Here is a 19,116-nt window from a genome sequence, read left to right as displayed (position 1 = left end):
CGGCCACCCTAGGCCATCGCAGTCAGGTAAGCCGTTTCGCGTAGCACCGCGCCAGCGGATCGTGAACGTACCTCCCGTACGGCGAGGTCGCCTGGTAACCGAGCGATTCGTACAGGGCGACCGCCTCCGGCTGGCGGGTGCCTGTGGCGAGGCGGAGCGCCGTCGCACCCCGGTGCCTGGCCACCGCCTCGATCGACGCCACCAACCGCCGGGCAATCCCGCGGCCGCGGTGGTGCTCGTGCACGAACATCCGCTTGATCTCGCCGACCCCGTCCTGCACCGGCATCAGTCCGATGCAGCCGAGCCCCTCACCGTCTTCCAGCGCGACGAGGAAACTGGTGGCTGGATCGACCCAATGGGTCGAGGGGCTGTCCGGGTAGCGGGTGAACAGCTCCTTCAGGGCGAGGTCCAGCAGCAAGGTCAGCGCCGGATCGTCCGACGGCCGGGGGTCGATCAGCATCAGACCGAGGCCGCAGAGGCGTAGGTGGATTGAGCTTCCTCGGCGAAGTGGCAGGCGACGGTCTGGCCGGAGGTGAGGTCCCGCAGTTGTGGTTCCTCAGTGCTACAGCGTGACTGCGCACGGAGACAGCGAGTGTGGAAGCGGCAGCCCGATGGCGGCAGGACCGGGGACGGCGGATCGCCGGCCAGGACGATGCGCTGGCGGCCCTGCCGAGCCAGGCCGGGCTCTGCGGACAGCAGCGCTTGCGTGTACGGATGCGCGGGTACGTCGTACACCTGCTGGTGCTCGCCCAGCTCGGCGACACGGCCCAGGTACATGACCGCGACCCGGTCCGAGACGTGCCGGACCACGGACAGGTCGTGGGCGACGAAGATGATGCTGAGACCGAGCTCACGCTGCAGCCGCATCAGCAGGTTCACCACCTGCGCCTGGACCGACAGGTCCAGCGCGGACACCGGCTCGTCGCACAGCAGCACGTCCGGGTTGAGCGCGATCGCCCGCGCGATCCCGATCCGCTGCCGCTGCCCGCCGGAGAACTGGTGCGGGAACTTCGACTCGTCCTCGGCCCGCAGGCCGACCAGGTCGAGCAACTCCCGCACCCGGGCCCGGATGTCGATGCCCCTCGAGACGTCGGGGTGAACCTCCAGCGGCTCGGCCACGATCTCACCGACGCGCATTCGCGGGTTCAGGCTCGAGTACGGATCCTGGAACACAACCTGCACGTTCTGGCGCCACCGGCGCAGTTGCCTGCCGCGCAGTCTGCTCACGTCGACACCGTTGTACTCGATCTGGCCCGAGGTCGGCTTCTCCAGGGCGGCGAGCAGCCGGACCAGCGTCGACTTGCCACAGCCGGACTCGCCGACGATGCCGAGCGACTCGCCCTTGCGCAGCGTCAGATCCACGCCGTCGACGGCTCGGACCAGTGTCTTGGCGCCGAAGGACAGCGCCGGGCTGATGTCGTAGTGCTTGACCAGATCCGTTGCCACCAGCAACTCTTCGGCCATCAGACCGCCTCCCGCTCGGAGATGGACGTACGAAGGATGCACGCGGCGTCTCGTCCTGGTGCGACGGTGAGCAACGGCGGGACCTCCTTGGCACAGTCGTCGATCGCCATCGGGCACCGGGTCCGGAACGCGCAGCCGGACGGGATCGCCCGCAGCGACGGCGGCGTACCGGGGATCGTCGGCAACTCTTGGCCCTTCAGGTCCGCCGACGGCATCGAGCCGAGCAGACCTTCGGTGTACGGATGCACGGGATGGTCCAGCGCTTCCGCGGTCGATGCCCGCTCGACGACATGGCCGGCGTACATCACCACCACGTTGTCCGCGACGTCCGACACCACGCCGAGGTCGTGGGTGATCAGCACGACGCCCATGTCCCGCTCGGCCTGCAGGTCCGCGATCAGCTCCAGGATCTGGGCCTGCACGGTCACGTCGAGCGCGGTCGTCGGCTCGTCCGCGATCAGTACATCGGGATCCAGCGCGAGCGCCATCGCCAGCATCACCCGCTGCCGCATGCCGCCGGAGAACTCGTGCGGGTAGTCGCGCACCCGTCGCGCCGCGGCCGGGATCCGTACCTGGTCGAGCATCTCGGCCGCCCGCTTCAGCGCGTCCGACTTCGACAGGCCGCGGTGCACCCGGTAGCACTCGGCGATCTGGGTCCCGACCGACTGCACCGGGTTCAGTGCCGACAGCGAGTCCTGGAACACCATCGTGATCCGGTCGCCGACAATCTTGCGGCGTTCCTTCATGGTCATCGCGATCAGGTCGGCGCCGCGGTACTCCGCCGTACCCGACACGATCCGGCCGGGCGGCATCTCCAGGATCCCGGTCAGCGCCTGGGTCGAGACGCTCTTGCCCGAGCCGGACTCCCCCAGGATCGCGAGCGTCTCGCCGGCCCGGACCTGCCAGGACACTCCGTCGACGGCCCGGACCGGGCCGTGCGGAGTGTCGAACTCCACGGTCAGGTCCTCGACCTTCAGCAGTACTTCACCAGTTGTCGTCATCTCAGCAGCTTCGGGTCCAGGGCGTCGCGGATCGAGTCGCCGATGATCATGAACGAGATCGTCATCGTCGAGATGAACAACGCCGGCCAGAGGAACAGGTGTGGGGATTCCCGGTACGACGAGGCCACGCCGAACTGCGACCCCCAGGAGATCGACGGCGGTTGCAGGCCGACGCCGAGGAAGGTCAGCACGGCCTCCAGCCCGATCAGGCCGCCGATGCCGAGCGTGGTCATCGCGAGCAGCGGCGCCATCGCGTTCGGGAACACGTGTTTGCGCAGGATCCGCAGTGGTGGCACGCCGACCGACCGAGCCGCCAGCACGTACTCGCGGTTGCGGACCGAGAAGACCGTGGAGCGCATCACCCGCATCCCCTGCGGCCACCCGGTCACCAGGATGATCGCGACGATGATCCAGATGCTGCGGTTCGGCACCGAGTTCAGGATCACGATCAGCGCGATCAGGCCCGGCAGCGCGAACAACACGTCCGCGACCCGCGAGATCGCGGTGTCCACCAGTCCCGGGAAGTAGCCGGCCAGCAGGCCGAGGATGCCGGCCACCACGAACCCGCCGATCCCGGCGACCAGGCTGACCAGCACCGACGGCCGGGCACCATAGATCACGTTGGCGAAGTAGTCGCAGCCCTGGATGTCGAAGCCGAACGGGTGCCCCGGCTCGCGGCTGTGTGCGCTCTTGGCGAGCGCACAGAAGCGCGGGTCGACCGAGGTGAACAGCCGCGGCACCGCGGCCATCAGGAAGAACGTCAGCACCAGCACCAGGCAGATGACGAACTGCGGTTTGCGCAGCAACGCCCGGAGCAGCTGGGTGTTCGACAGGGTCCGGCCTTCGAGGTCCTGCGTCTCGGCCCCGAAGACCTGCGAGGTCTCAGACATTGCGCACCCTCGGATCGATCGCGCCGTAGATGACGTCGACGGCCAGGTTGATCAGGATGAACATGAGGAACGCGAGTGTGGACAGCAGCACCACCACGCCACCCTCCTTCAGCTTGATCGCCTGGAACATGAACTGGCCGAGCCCGGGCAGGTTGAAGATGCTCTCCGCCAGCACCGCGCCGGCGAAGATGCCGGCGAAGTCGATGCCCATCAGCGTCACCACCGGCAGCAGGGCGTTCGGCAGCACGTGCCGCCACAGGATTCGCTGCTCGCCGAGACCCTTGGCCCGGGCGGTCTTGACGAAGTCGGAGTTCGCGGTGTCGACGATCGACGTCCGGGTCAGCCGGGCCAGCCCGGCGAACCCGGTGATGCCGATGCAGATCGCCGGCAGCAGGTACGACATCGGCCAGCCGTCGCGGGTGCCGGAGACCGGCAGCCACTTCAGCTCGACGCCGAACAGGTACTGACCGGTGAAGTACAGCACCAGACCCGGCACCGCGAGCACCACGAGTGTTGCCAGCAGCAACAACCGGTCCATCACGCCGTTGCGCTTGAAGCCGGCGTACAGGCCGAACAGCAGGCCCGCGATCCACTGGAAGACCAGGCCCAGGGTGGCCAGCTTCAGCGTGACCGGGATCCGCAGCCGCAACTGGTCGGCGATGTCCGCACCGGCGAACGTCGTACCGAAGTTGCCGGTGAACATGTCCTTCATGCTCAGCAGGTACTGGACGATGAAGGGATCGTCGAGGTGGTACTGGGCCCGCTTGGCCGCCAGGACGGCGGCCGGGATCGGTTTGTCGCCGGCCAGTTCCCGCAGGGGGTCCCCGGGCATCGCGAAGACGAGCGCGAAGACCCCCAGCGTGACGATCAGTCCGATCGGAATCGCCGCCAGGATGCGGCGCAGGATGAACCGGATCACTTGAACGTGGCGTAGAGGGCCGACACCCCGACGTACTTCGAGACGCGCGGCTCGATCTTGGCCGAGTGCAGGTACGCGTTCGACTTGGTGTACAGCGGGATCAGCGGCATGTCCTCGAGCGCGATGTCCTCGGCCTGCTGGTAGATCTTGATCGCCTTCTCCTGGTCCGGCTCGGCGTCACCCTTGGCCAGCAGGGCGTCCAGCGCCGGGTTGTTGTAGCCGGCGAAGTTCGCGTCACCGTTGGACTTGAACATCGGCGTCAGGTAGTCCTCGATCGACGGGTAGTCGTGACCCCAGCCGCTGAACCGCAGGCCGTCCAGCTTGCGGGTGTCGGCCAGCGTGGTGATGTCCGAGCCCGCCTTGCCGGCGTACTTCACGGTCAGGCCCAGGTTCTGCCGCAGCATGTTGCCGATCGCCTCGGCGAAGATCTGGCCGGTCGCCGACGTGGTGTTGTAGCTGATCATGACCGGGTCGGAGAACCCGCCGGCCTCCTGCAGCAACTGCTTGGCCTTGGCCGGGTCGTAGTCGCAGTACTTGCAGGCGTTGTCGCGGTACCCGTCGATGTCGGGCGCGATCAGGCCCTTGGCCGGGTCGGACAGCCCGACCAGGTCCGCGAACGCCTTCCGGTCGATCGCCATCGAGAACGCGTGCCGCAGCTTCGGGTTCTTGTACCGCGCGTCCCAGGCCGGGATGACCAGGTAGTTGGCGCCGGAGCTGACCGCCGTGACCCAGCCGTCGGGGGCGTCGGTCTTGAAGGTCTTCACCTTGGTCGGGGGTACGTCGACGAAGTCCACGTTGCCGGCCAGGAACTCGTTGTACGCCGTGTCCGCGTTCGGGATGAAGCGGTAGGTGATGGACTGCGCCTCGGGCGCGTTCGGGCCCTTGTAGCCGTCCCACTTGGCCAGCTTGATGTCGTCACCGGCGTTCCAGTCGGCCGCCATCTTGTAGGGGCCGTTGCCGATCGGCTTGCGCTTGTAGGCGTCAGGGTTCTTGCGGACCTCCTCCGGCAGCGGCGCCAGGCCGAAGTACTGCAGGGTCAGCCCGAACTGCGAGAACGGCACCTTGAGCTTGACCGTGAAGGTCAGGTCGTCGACCTGCTTGAGTCCGCTCAGCGTCTTCACCGAGGTCGGCTTCGGGGTGGCGCCGTCCGGGGTCGGCGGGTTCAGCGCGTCGTACCCGTCGACCTTGGAGAAGAACCCGTTGTTCTTCCAGGCGTTCGAGCCCTGCGCGGTCATGTTCCAGCTGTCGACGTAGTCCTTGGCGGTCAGCGCCTGGCCGTTCTGGAACGTGTTCCCGGGCTTCAGCTTGATCGTCCAGGTCTGGCTGGTCTTGTCAGGCGTGATCGAGTCCGCCATCACGTTCAGCAGCTTGCCCGTGTTCGGATCCGTGGTCACCAGCGGCGCGAACACCGCCATTGCGACCTGGATCCCCGGGCTGCCATTCTCGTTCAGCGGGTTGATGTACTCCAGCGGATCGGCGGCGATCGCGATGATCTCGCTCTTGTCTCCGGAACCAGAGCCACTGCTGCTCTTACCGTCACCACAGGAGGACAGCAACAGCGCAAGGCCGACTGTCACCCCCACAACCCCAGTCAGACGTCGCACGGTAGAACCAACTTCCTCGGCAAAGCGCCGCTAGGCGGGCGGATCAAGCGTCATGCTCTCTGGTCGAAACTGCGCATGTCAACGTTGTCAGGCACAAAGCGGCGGCGCGTAACGCAGGCGTTACTTTCCCAAGACCTCAGACGACCAGTGATCCGATGGGCAAGCCCGGGCTACCTTAATCCGATAAGCGCGACGAGTCATCAGACGTCACGTCAGATCTCGGCCAAAACCTCAGGTGCTCACAAATGCTCAGTCACCGCCTGCGGCCCATCCGGTCACGTGTGCACTGAGTGTTCGTCCGCACGCATGCTGTGGTGGAGCACCGAACCCGCGCACCAGAGCAGCTGGCCCGCTCACTCCGGTTGTCTTGCGAACAGCCGCGCGAAGCGGTCGTTCGGTTGGGCCATCAGCTCCGGATACGTCCCCTTCTGGACCACCGAGCCGGCGTCGATGACGTAGATGCGGTCCATCTCCATCAGGGTCCAGGCGCGGTGCGAGACGACGATCGTGATCCGGCTGTGGCTGCTGCGCCGGAGTTCGGCGAAGATCTCCCGCTCGGCCTCCGCGTCGATCGCCGACGTGGGCTCGTCGAGGATCCACACGCCCGCGTTCCGCAGCCGAATCCGCGCCAGTGCGAGCCGCTGCCACTGCCCGCCGGAGATTCCGGTGCCGCCCCACTGTTGGCCCAGTTGCGTGCCGAGCGGGACGTCCGCCGCGAAGGTGCCCGCCAGCGCGGCCCGGATCTCGTCATCGGACACCGGCTCCGGCGAGCCGAGGGCGACTGCATCGCGGAGCGTGAACTCGAACCGCCCGAACTCCTGCACGAGCAGCCCGAAGTGCCCGAGCCGCTCGCTCTCGCTCAGCTCCGCAGCGTCCCGGCCGTCGATCAGCACCCGCCCGGCATCCGGCGCCAGGCTGCCGAGGAGGAGATTGACCGCGGTCGACTTGCCGGCCCCGTTCACGCCGACCAGGGCGACGAGCTCACCACGCCGTGCCTCGATACAGACATCCCGCAGGGCTGGCTCCGGCACGCCCGGATAGCGGAAGGTGACGTTGTCCAGGGCAACAGAATCGACCCTCGGTACGACGAGCTGCGGCTCCCGCTCGGGAGCGCTCCGGACGAACCGGCGATAGATCCGGGCCTGCGGCGCGGTCGTGACGATCGTGCCGAACGCGTAGCCGCACAGCCGGATCGCGTTCAGTCCTGAGATGGTTCCGGCAACGGCCGCGGCAGCCGCTCCCCCAGTCGCCCCGCCGAGCACCAGGGCGACCAGCGCGCCGCCGAACAGCAGGACGGTCGCGACGGCAGCCACGAGCTCCGCCGTCATGGCCGTCCCGATCATCCCGTCCTGGATCCGGGTCGCGCCGGCCCGGCGTTCGGTGACCAGCCGTGCGACCTTGACGCCGGAGCCGAGGGCGGCCAGCTCGGTCGCAGGGCGCTGCTGGATGAGCTGTTCGGTGGCGTACCCGGCGACGCGGTCCTTCTCCGCGACCTTCGGCCACTTCTCGGACTCCATCCGCGCGATGGCAGTGAATGCGACCACCGTCGGTACGAGCGCGGCCAGCACGAGTCCTCCGGACCACGGATTGATCGACCAGATCGCCGCGCACAGCACCACCGAGGTCACGCCCGCCCCCAGCACCTGGACCGGTCGTCCGGGCACGTCCGCCATCGGCCATGTCGCCGACTGGGCGGCTTCCAGATCCGTCGTCACGTCAGGGCGGGCCAGGCGGCTCGGGCTCAGCCTGGCGGCGACCTGCGCGAGCTCGGCGCGGTAGTGCAACCTCAACCGCAGCATCATGCGCTGGCCACAGCCGGTCGCCACCTGCGCGAGCGGATACATCAGGCCCACCACCGCCGTGAGCCCGATCAACGGCACCCAGGCGTGGCCTCGGTCCAGGCCCTCGATCAGACTGCGGAGCAGGACGACCTGGGCGCCCGGAAGGACGGCTTGGCCGAGGACGAGAGCCGAGTAGAACAGCAACCAGCCCGGAGCGACCCGGACGGCGTCGGACAGGGATTCGCGGGCGGTGCGGAACGCATCCCACAACGGAGCGAGCACGGTGATCCTCTTTCGCAGACGGCAGGCCAAACCGCGCTGGGTCGATCCAGCGCGGTGCGGCACGTCGGCCGTCAAGTGCGTGCGATCCCGTTCAGCGAGGGATCCAGAGGCAGATCACGTGGTGACGCGACACAACGTCGGTCACTTTACCGCTCAGTGTGGCCGGATGTTCTGGTTCAGGTGGAACAGGTTGCCCGGGTCGTACTTCTGTTTGAGGTCCCTCAGCCGGTCGTACGTCGTGGCGCCGTACGCGGACCGGATCCGGTCGGTGCCCTCGTCGCTCAGGAAGTTGACGTAGACGCCGGACTGATGCGGCTCGAGCGCCTGCCACGAGTCACGGACCCATTGCCGCTGCTCCTCGAACCCGTCCGGACCGAGCGTCACTCCGACGAAGTTGAACGTGTGCCCGCTCGATCGCGCACCGAACGCCGTACCGTCCGGGCTCACCCGGGAGATCGCGCCGCCCAGCTGGAAGATCGGGTACGACGTGTACGGCGAGTCGATCGCCATCCCGCGCGCGGCGGCGATGTCGATCACCTCGTCGGACAGTTCGGTGACGTCGGAGGAGCGCATGTAGTACCACCGGCCGTGCGGGAAGCTCGGGTCGAACATCGCCTGCAGATCGACGTACGGCTTCGGCGCGCACAGGTCCAGCAGCGGCGGTGCGAACGCCTTGAGCGGCGCCACGACGCGTTCGCCGTCCTCGACCGAACCGGCGTAACAGGCCAGCACGACCACAACTGGACGGCCGTGCAGTTCGGCCGGAATCGCCGGCAGCGGCGGGATCCACCGATGCATCACCGCGGTGGTGAGGTCGTCGGGTACGTCGGTGATCCAGTCGCGGTAGAACCGCATCAGGTCCGGCGACTTCTCCATCGGCCACATGATGGGGCCGCCGTAGATGATCGGCCCGACCGGATGCAGCCGGAACTCGAACTCGGTGACGATGCCGAAGTTCCCGCCGCCACCGCGGATGCCCCAGAACAGATCCCCGTTGGCGTCTTCACTCGCGGTCACCAGTTCGCCCTCGGCGGTGATCACGTCGGCGGAGATCAGGTTGTCGATGCTCAGCCCGTACTTCCGCATCAGCCAGCCGATCCCGCCGCCGAGCGTGAGTCCGGCGACCCCGGTGTGAGTGACGATGCCGGACGGTGTGGCCAGACCGAAAGCCTGCGTCTCACGGTCCAGCTCGCCGAGCAGGACGCCCGCCTGCGCACGCGCCGTACGGCGAACCGGATCGACCCGGATCCCCTTCATCCGTCCGAGGTCGATCAGAATGCCGCCGTCGCAGGTCGAGTGGCCGGGGAAGCTGTGGCCGCCACCGCGGACCGCCACCTGCAGGCCGGTCCGGCGAGCGAACGCCAGCGCGGCCCGGATGTCGGCGGCTCCGGTGCAGCGGGCGATGAGTGCGGGCCGTCGATCGATCGATCCGTTCCAGACTTTCCGCTGCTCGTCGTACGACGGATCGCCCGGAGAAACCAGGTCACCGCGGAAGTCGTCCGCCAATGCTTGTGTTGCCGATGTAGTTGTCGTGGTCATGCTGGGACCCCCTCCCAGCTCGACAGTCTGCTCCTGCGCCGGGGGGCTGTCGAGGGGGGAACCTCAGACCGCGAAGGCCGTGCCGTCCTCGTCGAACGGACCCATCACGGTAAGGGCCGGGGTGCCGGCGTAGAGATCGGCGGCGAGTGCGGAGACGTCGTCGAGGGTGACGGAGTCGATCCGGTGCAGGATCTCGTCGACGGTGGGCAGTTCGCCGTACACGAGCTCGGCCTTGGCGATCCGGGTCATCTTGGCGCCGGTGTCCTCCAGGCCCATCACGACCGATCCGCGCATCTGGCCCTTGCCGCGGAGCAGCTCGTCCGGCGTAATGTTGCCGCTGGCAATCGACTGCAGCTCGGACCGGACCACGTCGAGCACCTCGGTGGCCTTCTTCGGCAGGCATCCGGCGTACACGCCGACCATCCCGGAGTCCGCGTACGCCGAGCCGAACGTGAAGACCGAGTACGCCAGGCCGCGTTTCTCCCGGACCTCCTGGAACAGCCGCGACGACATGCCGCCACCGACGATCCCGTGCAGTACGCCGGCCACGTACCGGCGTGCGTCGCTGCGGACCAGACCCGGCATCCCGAGCACCAGGTGCGCCTGCTCGACGTCGCGGTGGTGCACGCGCACCCCGCCGTACATCGGCACCTGCTTGGCGATCGGCCGGCGTACTGCGGCCGGCTCGGCCTCGGTGGTGACCCAGTGGCGCTCGAACGCCTTACGAACAAGGCGAACGACGTCGACGTGGTCGACGTTGCCGGCGACCGAGACGACGATGTTGGCCGGCTTGTAGCGGCGGCGGTACCAGCCCACCACCTGCTGGCGGGTCAGTCCTGCGACCGACTCCGGCGTCCCCGTGATCGAGCGGCCGAGTGGCGACCTGCCCCACAGTTGCTCGGCGAAGAGATCGTGGATGTGGTCCGACGTCTCGTCGGCGTGCATCGCGATCTCTTCGTCGATGACGTCGCGCTCACTCTCGACGTCCTCGCTCGTCAGGGTGGCGGAGGTGATCATGTCGCAGATGACGTCGACGGCGAGCGGGAGATCGGAGTCGAGCACCCGCGCGTAGTAGCAGGTGTACTCCTTGCCGGTGAACGCGTTCATCTCGCCGCCGACCGCGTCGAGCGCGGCGGAGATCTCCAGCGCGTCGCGGCGCTCGGTGCCCTTGAACAACAGGTGTTCGAGGAAGTGCGTCGCACCGGCCAACTGCTCCGGTTCGTCCCGGGAGCCGACGCCGACCCACAGGCCGAAGGTGACCGAGCGGAAGCCCGGCACGGACTGGGTCAGCACACGAAGCCCGGAGGGCAGGACGGTCCGTTTCACCGGACCGCCCGCCTCCGGGCTCAGCAGTGTGCTGGTGATCGCTCGGGTCACTCGGCGGACTCGGCCTCTGCCTTCTTCTCCTCGGCGGAGCCCTTCTTCTCGTCCTCCTCGAGGACGGGAATCAGGGAGAGCTTGCCGCGGTCGTCGATCTCGGCGATCTCGACCTGCAGCTTCTGGCCGACCGAGAGCACGTCCTCGACCGCCTCGACCCGCTTGCCACCGGCCAGGCCACGCAGCTTGCTGATGTGCAGCAGGCCGTCCTTGCCCGGCAGCAGGCTGATGAACGCACCGAAGTTGGTCGTCTTCACGACCGTGCCCAGGTAGCGCTCACCCTTCTCCGGCATGGTCGGGTTCGCGATCGCGTTGATCGCAGCCCGCGCCGCCTCGGCCGACGGACCGTCGGTCGCGCCGATGTAGACGGTGCCGTCGTCCTCGATCGAGATGTCGGCGCCGGTGTCCTCGGTGATCTGGTTGATCATCTTGCCCTTCGGGCCGATGACCTCGCCGATCTTGTCGACCGGGACCTTCACCGAGATGACCCGCGGCGCGAACTCGCTCATCTCACCCGGCGCGTCGATGGCCTTGGCCATCACGTCCAGGATCGTCAGCCGCGCGTCCTTCGCCTGGGTCAGCGCACCCGCGAGCACGCTGGCCGGGATGCCGTCCAGCTTGGTGTCCAGCTGCAGGGCGGTGACGAAGTCCTTGGTGCCGGCGACCTTGAAGTCCATGTCGCCGAACGCGTCCTCGGCGCCGAGGATGTCGGTCAGCGCGACGTACTGCGTCTCGCCGTCGACCTCACCGGAGATCAGACCCATCGCGATACCGGCGACCGGGGCCTTCAGCGGCACACCGGCGGACAGCAGCGACAGGGTGGAGGCGCAGACCGAACCCATCGAGGTGGACCCGTTCGAACCGAGCGCCTCGGAGACCTGGCGCAGCGCGTACGGGAAGTCCTCGCGGGACGGCAGCACCGGCACCAGGGCCCGCTCGGCCAGCGCGCCGTGACCGATCTCGCGGCGCTTCGGCGAACCCACCCGGCCGGTCTCACCGGTCGAGTACGGCGGGAAGTTGTAGTTGTGCATGTAGCGCTTGCGGGTCTCCGGGGACAGCGTGTCCAGCTGCTGCTCCATCCGGAGCATGTTCAGCGTGGTGACACCCATGATCTGGGTCTCGCCGCGCTCGAACAGTGCTGAACCGTGCACCCGCGGGAGCACCCGCACCTGCGCCTTGAGCGGCCGGATGTCGGCCAGCCCGCGGCCGTCGATGCGGACCTTGTCCTTCAGCACCCGCTGCCGGACCAGCTTCTTGGTCAGCGACCGGAACGCCGCGGACAGCTCCTTCTCGCGGCCCTCGAAGTCGGCGGCCAGCTTGTCCACCGTGGCGGCCTTGACCGCGTCGGTGGCGTCCTCGCGCTCGTGCTTTCCGGCGATGGTCAGCGCCTGCGCCAGCTCCTCGGACGCGGCGGCCTCGACCGCGGCGAACGCGTCGTCGGCGTAGTCCGGGAAGACCGGGAACTCACCGGTCGGCTTCGCGGCCCGCGCGGCCAGGTCGGCCTGCGCCTCGACCAGCGTCTTGATGAAGGCCTTGGAGGCCTCCAGGCCCGCGGCGACGATCTCCTCGGTCGGCGCCTGGACTCCGGCGGCGACCTTCTCGAAGGTGCCCGGGGTCGACTCGGCCTCGACCATCATGATCGCGACGTCACCCGTCTCGGTGACCCGGCCCGCGACCACCATGTCGAAGACCGCGTCCTCGAGCTCGGTGTGGGTCGGGAAGGCCACCCACTGGCCGTCGATCAGCGCGACGCGGACGCCGCCGATCGGGCCGGAGAACGGCAGACCCGCGATCTGGGTCGACATCGACGCGGCGTTGATCGCGAGAACGTCGTACAACTTGTCGGGGTTGAGCGCCAGGACCGTGATGACGACCTGGATCTCGTTGCGCAGGCCGGACACGAACGACGGCCGCAGCGGGCGGTCGATCAGCCGGCAGGTCAGGATGGCCTCCTCGGACGGACGGCCCTCCCGGCGGAAGAACGAGCCGGGGATCCGGCCCGCGGCGTACATCCGCTCCTCGACGTCGACCGTCAGCGGGAAGAAGTCGAACTGGTCCTTGGGCTTCTTGCTGGCCGTGGTGGCCGACAGCACCATCGTGTCGCCGTCGAGGTAGGCGGCGGCGGAGCCGGCGGCCTGCTGGGCCAGACGGCCCGTCTCGAAGCGGATGGTGCGGGTGCCGAAGCTGCCGTTGTCCAGCACGGCCTCGGCGAATTCGGTGCCCTCCATGGGCGTACCGGTGGATCCCGTCACGGGATACCCCTCTCTCACTGTGGGCGACAGCGAGGCGCGAGCTACCGGGGTGCCGGTCTTCGATCGAGGCCCGCGGGTGAACTGTGAGTTCTCCCGAAAGCCACTACCGAGGACCGGTCGTCCTCCCGCCACGCGCTTCGCGTCGCCTCGTTCGTCGGTCTTGCTATGTATTCAGTTGTTGAGCTCGTGCCTGGGCACGAATACGCCAGGAGCGGCCACCCGGGACTCGGGGGCCGCTCCTCGCGACGTCATCGGCGAAGGCCGAGCCGCTCGATCAGGGACCGGTAGCGGTTGATGTCCTTCTTCGCCAGGTAGTTCAGTAGCCGGCGGCGCTGGCCGACGAGCAACAGCAGACCACGACGGCTGTGGTGGTCGTGCTTGTGCTCCTTCAGGTGCTCGGTCAAGTCGGCGATGCGGTGCGTCAGCAGCGCCACCTGGACCTCAGGAGACCCGGTGTCACCCTCGGTCAGGGCGTACTCACCGATGATCTTCTTCTTCGTTGCAGCATCAACAGATGACACAGAGTTCCTCTCGATTTCGGTTGCGCGGCGCACCGGGGCATTCTTCACCCGAGCACTCTCTGTCCGCGGCCGTTCAGACGGCAGCAGCCAGCGTATCAGTCCGTGGACGCGTCACCCTAATTCCCCGTCAAGATGCGACGCGCACCGTCGACGTCGGCCTTCATCTGCACCAGGAGCTCGTCGATCGAGTCGAACCGGATCTGGCTGCCGCGCAGCCGGGCCACGAAATCCACCGCGATCCGGGCGCCGTACAGCTCCAGGTCGTCGCGGTCGAGCACGTAGGACTCCACCCTGCGGTCCATGCCGTCGAACGTCGGGTTGCTGCCGACGCTGATCGCCGCCGGCAGCGGTTCGTCGTACGCCGGAGCGCCGGGGGCCGGCTCGAGGACGGTCAGCCAGCCTGCGTACACGCCGTCCAGCGGGACCGCGGCCCGCGGGTCGGCGGGGATGTTCGCCGTCGGATAGCCCAGCTCGCGGCCGCGCTTGTCGCCCTCGACCACCACGCCGGTGACGCGCAGCGGGCGCCCGAGCGCCTCGGCCGCCGCCTCCACATCACCCTCGGCGATCCGCTCCCGCGTGTACGTCGACGACCACGGCTGCTCGTCGCCGGCCAGGCTCAGGCCCTCCACCTGGAAACCGGCCTCGGCACCGGCTGCGACGAGCGTGTCCACGTGCCCGGCCGCCTTGTGACCGAACCGGAAGTTCTCCCCGACCACGACCGCCTTGGCGTGCAGCGTCCGTACCAGCACCCGGTCGATGAACTCCTCCGGCGGCCAGCTGGACACCTCCTTGGTGAACGGGAGGATCAGCACGGCGTCGGCGCCGTGCTTGCCCAGCAGAGCGGCCCGCTCCTCGGGCTCGCTGAGCATCAGCGGCGCCCGATCCGGCCGCAGCACCATCATCGGGTGCGGGTCGAAGGTGAGCGCGACCACCGGCAGTCCACCCAGCTCGGCCGCCCGCGCCTTGGCGTGCGCGAGCACCTCCTGGTGACCCCGGTGCACGCCGTCGAAGTTGCCGATGGTGACGACCGACGGGCCGAAATCCGCACCCACCTCGTCCAAACCGTGCCAGACACGCATGAGAGCAGGATTCCATGTCCCGAGGGCGTCCCGTGCGGCAGGTCTGTGCTCACGGCCCGATCACCCCTTGTGATCAAGCGGTGACTCAACTTAGGGTGGGGCCGCACTGCCGAGCCTGGGGAGGGTCCTGTGAAGCTACGCCGCCTGGTCGCCGCCTGCGCGTCACTGATTCTGGTCGCCGCGCTGCCCGTGTCCAACGCCAGCGCCGAGCCCGCCTTCCACAAGTACGTCGCCCTCGGGGACTCGTACACGTCGGCGCCGCTGGTGCCGCTGCCCGACCTCCTGTCGCTCGGGTGCGCGCGCTCGTACAGCAACTACCCGAAGATGCTCGCCACGATGCTGCGGGTGCACCAGTTCACCGATGTGAGCTGCGGTGGCGCCGATACGACCAACATGACGCAGCCGCAGAGCACGATCCTCGGGACGGCCGCTCCGCAGTTCGACGCGCTGACGCCGGACACGGATCTCGTGACGCTAGGGATCGGCGGCAACGACTTCGGCGTGTTCGGCGACATCGTCGGCACCTGCCCCGGGCTGAGGGCCTCCGAACCGGCCGGGGCGCCGTGCAAGGCCCACTTCACGGTCGACGGCGTGGACACGCTGCGGGCGAAGATCGCGCAGACCCAGACGCGGATCGCGATCGTTGTCCAGGGCATCAGAGCACGGTCGCCGCAGGCAACGGTCCTGCTGGTCGGCTACCCGAAGATCGCGCCGGAGCATGGCACCTGCCCGTCGATCCTGCCGTTCGCCGACGGCGACTACACGTACCTGTACTCGATCGAGCAGGCGCTCAACACCGCGATCTCCGCGGCCGCGGCTGCAGGCGGAGCGACGTACGTCGACACGTTCGGGCCGTCGACCGGGCATGACGCTTGCGCACCGGATGGGCAGGCGTGGATCCAGGGCAAGGACATCAACGTGCTCCGGGCGCTGAACTATCACCCTCGCTTCGAAGGCCAGGCCGGCGTTGCGTCACTGACGTTCAAGACCTTGACCGGTGCCCCGGCTAGAGTGACCGCCGCGGAGCAGTCGGAGTGGGCCGCGCACGCTCGCGTGCTGGCCCGGCAAGCCGCCGCCTCTCCACAGGCCGTCAAGGCCTCCCTGAACCGCCTACGGACCAGCGCGCAACGCTGACCCTTTCCAATCCGTAGAGCGGCCCCCGGGCCGGACCACATCACGCGCGGTCCGGCCCGGAGGTGTTTCTACAGCTGATCGACGAGTTCGGTCAGGGCCCGGCCGAGCGGGAGGCTGACGCGGTGGTCGGCGTACGGGTCGCCGCGGGTGATGCCCTGGTTGATGATCAGCACCGACTTGCCGGCCTTCGCGGCGTGCCGGACGAACCGGAAGCCGGACATGACGGTCAGGCTCGAGCCGAGGACGAGTACGGCGTTCGCGTCGTCGATCAGGCGGTAGCAGCGCTCGACGCGGGACTTCGGGACGTTCTCGCCGAAGAACACCACGTCGGGTTTGAGTACGCCGCCGCAGACGGTGCAAGGGACCACGGTGAACGTGCGGACGATGTCGTCGGGCAGGTCCACGTCACCGTCGGGGTTGATCCGGGTCGCCTCGCCCTCGAACGTGGTGTTGGCGGCTCTGAGGCGACGGTCGAGGACTTCCCGTGGGGACGTCGTACCGCAGTCGAGGCAGATGACGCGGTCGAGGTTGCCGTGCAGTTCGATCACGTCGCGGGCGCCGGCCGCTTGGTGAAGGCCGTCGACGTTCTGGGTGATGACGCCGGTGAGGTAGCCGCGGGCTTGCATCGTTGCGACCGCGCGGTGGCCGGTGTTGGGGGCTGCTCGGGCGATCGTCCGCCAGCCGAGGTGGCTTCGCGCCCAGTAGCGTTGGCGGCCGGACTCGCTGGCGGTGAAATCGCCGTACGTCATCGGGGTGTGGGTGCGGAGGCTACCTGTCTCGCCGCGGTAGTCCGGGATACCTGACTCGGTGGAGATCCCTGCCCCACTCAGTACGACGACTCCCCCGCCGGCAACCACGTCCGCGACCGGCGTGACGTCCGCCGTACCCGGCTCAAGCGCCAACACGTCAGGCCCAGGAGCCCACTGCAAGGTCGGACGAGAACGCACCCCTCAAGAGTAGCCAGCCAGGCCCACCCGGATGTCAGTCCACGCGGGGTGGGCCGGCCATCAGGCGGCGTTCTGCTGCTGGGCGGACGGTGGCTGGGTCCAGGGAGGTCCAGTCGGCGTCTATCCACCAGGTGGCGCCGGCTTCTGCCCAGGGGCGGACTGTGTTGGCGGCTTTGGGGTCGTCGGCGGTGGTGCTGCCTTCGGCGACTATGTCGTAGCGGTCCATCGTCAGGCCGTGGGCGGCTCGCTCGTTGCGGATCCAGGTGACGCCTTCGGCCAGGAGGTCTGGCGTCCACTCGCCTGGCTTCTCGCCGGGTGGTACGACGTAGTTCGGGAGCCAGCCGTCCTGCAAAGCCGCGCGGCGCATGGACTTCGGTCGAGGCCAGGCGCCGACGACCCAGGTCTGGATCCTCGGCTGTTGCACCGGGGGTGGCGGCGCGGGCGGGACGAGGTCGGCGACCTTCTTGGAGCGGTAGTGCTTGCCGGCGTACTCGAAGGACTCGTCGCGCCACAGGTACTGCAGCATCTCCAGCGACTCGTCCATCAGCTCCGCGCGGACCTTGCGGCCCGGATCGTCCTCGAACAGCCAGAACCGATCATCTCCCGAGACCCCGAGCCCGACCGCCAGCGTCACGCGGCCGTTGCTAAGGTTGTCGACCGTCGACGTCTGCCCGGCGACGTCCCACGGCTTCCGGCGCGGCAACGGCGTCAGCATCGTCCCCAGCCGGATCCGCTGGGTCGTCATCGCCGCCGCACCGAGCATCACCCAGGCGTCGATCCCCCAGACGGCTTCCCACACGAAGAACCCGTCCCACCCGCTCTCCTCGGCGAGCGCCGCCAACTCCGCCGCATCCCGTGCATCCCCCATCGGCAACACGAACCCATATCTCATCCTCCGACCGTAGGACCGCCCACCGACAGAAACCGGCGCAAGCTAGCTGACGAAGACGGCGGTGGGTTTGGCTACCGGGCCGTGGGGTTCGTAGAGGGCCAGGAAGGTGCCGGTGGGGTCGAACATGGCGGTTTGGCCGAGGGCCAGTTTGAGGCCGGACAAGGGGCGACCGGTACGGATGGCGGCGGCCTGTTCGGGGCTGGCGTCGTACCGCGGGAAGGTTTCGGCGGCGACCTCGGAGATCGGGCGCCAGACGAAGTCCTCGGCCAGGGCCTCCAGCGTGTGTGCCGTCGAGAGGTCGAACGCGCCGACCCGGGTGCGACGGAGTGCGGTGAGGTGACCGCCGACGCCGAGCTCGGCCCCGAGGTCACGTGCCAGCGCACGGATGTACGTCCCGCTCGAGCAGTCGACCGACACATCCACGTCGATCCACTCCGCGCCGGGGCGGACGTCGAGGATGTCGTAGCGAGACACCGTGACCGCCCGGGCCTTGAGGGCGACCTCTTCGCCGGCGCGGACGCGTTCGTACGCGCGGCGACCGTCGACCTTGATCGCGGAGACCTTGGACGGCACCTGCGAGATCTCGCCGCGGAATCCGCCCACCGCGGCCTCGATCGCCTCCGCGGTGATGCCGTCGACCGGGGCCGTGGTGACGATCTCGCCCTCGGCGTCGTCGGTCGTGGTCGTCGCGCCGAGCCGGATCGTCGCGTCGTACGACTTGTCCGACAGCTGCAGGTGACCCAGCAGCCGGGTGGCGCGGTTGAGACCGACCACGAGGACGCCGGTCGCCATCGGATCCAGGGTGCCGGCGTGACCGACCTTGCGGGTGCCGGCGAGGCGCCGGATCCGGGCCACGACGGTGTGCGAGGTCAACCCCATCGGCTTGTCGACGACGACGACGCCGTCGGACGACGGGGTGAAGTCGGGACCGCTCACTCGGCCGGCTCGTCCTCGTCGTCCTCACGATGCTTGTACGGGTCGGCGTCGCCGGCCGGCTTGGCGCCCGCGGCGGCCTTGGCCACCTCGGCGTCGGCCTCCCGGGCCTTGGCCAGCAGCTCCTCGATCTGGCCGGCGTTCTCCGGCACGGCGTCCAGGAAGAACGCGACGCTCGGGCTGTGCCGTAGACCGAGGGACTTGCCGACCTCGCTGCGGATCAGCCCGCGCGCCGACTCCAGTGCGGCCGCGGTCGAGGCCCGCGCCTGCTCGTCGCCGTACACGGTGTAGAAGACGCTCGCCTCGCGCAGGTCGCCGGTCAGCCGGGCGTCCGTCACGGTGACGAACCCCAGCCGGGGGTCCTTGACGCGGCGCTCGAGCAACTCGGCGACGAGCACCTGGATCCGGTCGGCCAGCTGCTTCGCCCTTGCTTCACCCATCAGGGCTCACTCCCTCATTCATGAACAACGTCCGGAGAGAACACCGCCTCTCCGGACGTTA

Annotated in this window: 17 protein-coding genes; 1 reads left to right on the top strand and 16 read right to left on the bottom strand. The window is 68.5% G+C overall.

The window, feature by feature from the left end; genetic code table 11:
- Positions 1-22: 22 nt before the first annotated feature.
- The 12 genes from ACIBG5_RS02195 to ACIBG5_RS02140 form a co-directional block, all read right to left on the bottom strand.
- Entirely contained in the window at positions 23-460 is a 438-nt protein-coding gene (locus tag ACIBG5_RS02195) for a GNAT family N-acetyltransferase (protein WP_396389598.1), read from the bottom strand.
- A complete protein-coding gene (locus tag ACIBG5_RS02190; RefSeq protein WP_396389597.1) occupies positions 460-1,464 on the bottom strand; it encodes an ABC transporter ATP-binding protein in 1,005 nt (334 codons plus the stop codon). The genes ACIBG5_RS02195 and ACIBG5_RS02190 overlap by 1 nt, the downstream gene beginning before the upstream one ends.
- A complete protein-coding gene (locus ACIBG5_RS02185; protein ID WP_396389596.1) occupies positions 1,464-2,465 on the bottom strand; it encodes an ABC transporter ATP-binding protein in 1,002 nt (333 codons plus the stop codon). The genes ACIBG5_RS02190 and ACIBG5_RS02185 overlap by 1 nt, the downstream gene beginning before the upstream one ends.
- Entirely contained in the window at positions 2,462-3,355 is an 894-nt protein-coding gene (locus tag ACIBG5_RS02180; protein WP_396389595.1) for an ABC transporter permease, read from the bottom strand. The genes ACIBG5_RS02185 and ACIBG5_RS02180 overlap by 4 nt, the downstream gene beginning before the upstream one ends.
- A complete protein-coding gene (locus ACIBG5_RS02175) occupies positions 3,348-4,274 on the bottom strand; it encodes an ABC transporter permease (RefSeq protein WP_396389594.1) in 927 nt (308 codons plus the stop codon). The genes ACIBG5_RS02180 and ACIBG5_RS02175 overlap by 8 nt, the downstream gene beginning before the upstream one ends.
- The gene (locus ACIBG5_RS02170; protein WP_396389593.1) at positions 4,271-5,851 is read right to left on the bottom strand and encodes an ABC transporter substrate-binding protein; all 1,581 of its coding nucleotides are present in this window, start codon (positions 5,849-5,851) and stop codon (positions 4,271-4,273) included. The genes ACIBG5_RS02175 and ACIBG5_RS02170 overlap by 4 nt, the downstream gene beginning before the upstream one ends.
- A 380-nt stretch (positions 5,852-6,231) precedes the next feature.
- Positions 6,232-7,941 carry an ATP-binding cassette domain-containing protein gene (locus ACIBG5_RS02165; RefSeq protein WP_396389592.1) on the bottom strand — a complete coding sequence of 570 codons (1,710 nt, stop codon included), beginning with the start codon at positions 7,939-7,941 and terminating at the stop codon, positions 6,232-6,234.
- 153 nt (positions 7,942-8,094) lie between these two features.
- Positions 8,095-9,480, bottom strand: coding sequence for an FAD-binding oxidoreductase (locus ACIBG5_RS02160; protein WP_396389591.1), 1,386 nt, complete (start codon positions 9,478-9,480; stop codon positions 8,095-8,097).
- A 63-nt stretch (positions 9,481-9,543) separates the two neighbouring features.
- Positions 9,544-10,857 (bottom strand): M16 family metallopeptidase, encoded by a 1,314-nt coding sequence (locus tag ACIBG5_RS02155; RefSeq protein WP_396389590.1) that lies wholly within the window; start codon positions 10,855-10,857, stop codon positions 9,544-9,546.
- Entirely contained in the window at positions 10,854-13,085 is a 2,232-nt protein-coding gene (locus tag ACIBG5_RS02150; protein ID WP_396390753.1) for a polyribonucleotide nucleotidyltransferase, read from the bottom strand. The genes ACIBG5_RS02155 and ACIBG5_RS02150 overlap by 4 nt, the downstream gene beginning before the upstream one ends.
- A gap of 272 nt (positions 13,086-13,357) precedes the next feature.
- A complete protein-coding gene (gene rpsO / locus ACIBG5_RS02145) occupies positions 13,358-13,630 on the bottom strand; it encodes a 30S ribosomal protein S15 (protein ID WP_131351575.1) in 273 nt (90 codons plus the stop codon).
- A gap of 116 nt (positions 13,631-13,746) precedes the next feature.
- A complete protein-coding gene (locus ACIBG5_RS02140) occupies positions 13,747-14,709 on the bottom strand; it encodes a bifunctional riboflavin kinase/FAD synthetase (protein ID WP_396389589.1) in 963 nt (320 codons plus the stop codon).
- A gap of 129 nt (positions 14,710-14,838) precedes the next feature.
- On the opposite strand from ACIBG5_RS02140, the gene ACIBG5_RS02135 reads away from it, so the two are divergent.
- Positions 14,839-15,843: an SGNH/GDSL hydrolase family protein gene (locus tag ACIBG5_RS02135; RefSeq protein ID WP_396389588.1), complete on the top strand. Its 1,005-nt coding sequence runs from the start codon at positions 14,839-14,841 to the stop codon at positions 15,841-15,843.
- A gap of 68 nt (positions 15,844-15,911) precedes the next feature.
- Here the strand turns inward: ACIBG5_RS02135 and ACIBG5_RS02130 are convergent, their stop codons facing one another.
- Genes ACIBG5_RS02130 through rbfA form a run of 4 tightly spaced genes read right to left on the bottom strand, consistent with a single transcriptional unit; the run spans position 15,912 to position 19,055 of the window.
- Positions 15,912-16,790, bottom strand: coding sequence for an NAD-dependent protein deacetylase (locus ACIBG5_RS02130; protein ID WP_396389587.1), 879 nt, complete (start codon positions 16,788-16,790; stop codon positions 15,912-15,914).
- Positions 16,791-16,824: 34 nt separating this feature from the next.
- Positions 16,825-17,682 carry an LLM class flavin-dependent oxidoreductase gene (locus ACIBG5_RS02125; RefSeq protein WP_396389586.1) on the bottom strand — a complete coding sequence of 286 codons (858 nt, stop codon included), beginning with the start codon at positions 17,680-17,682 and terminating at the stop codon, positions 16,825-16,827.
- A 42-nt stretch (positions 17,683-17,724) separates the two neighbouring features.
- Positions 17,725-18,618, bottom strand: coding sequence for a tRNA pseudouridine(55) synthase TruB (gene truB / locus ACIBG5_RS02120; RefSeq protein WP_396389585.1), 894 nt, complete (start codon positions 18,616-18,618; stop codon positions 17,725-17,727).
- Positions 18,615-19,055 carry a 30S ribosome-binding factor RbfA gene (rbfA, locus tag ACIBG5_RS02115; RefSeq protein ID WP_396389583.1) on the bottom strand — a complete coding sequence of 147 codons (441 nt, stop codon included), beginning with the start codon at positions 19,053-19,055 and terminating at the stop codon, positions 18,615-18,617. Before rbfA ends, truB begins: the two co-directional genes overlap by 4 nt.
- Positions 19,056-19,116 lie beyond the last annotated feature (61 nt).

This window comes from Kribbella sp. NPDC050241 (genome assembly GCF_044459685.1).
Classification (GTDB): domain Bacteria; phylum Actinomycetota; class Actinomycetes; order Propionibacteriales; family Kribbellaceae; genus Kribbella.
The sequence above is the reverse complement of the archived record's forward strand: the minus strand, read 5'-3'. Positions and strand labels throughout refer to the sequence as shown.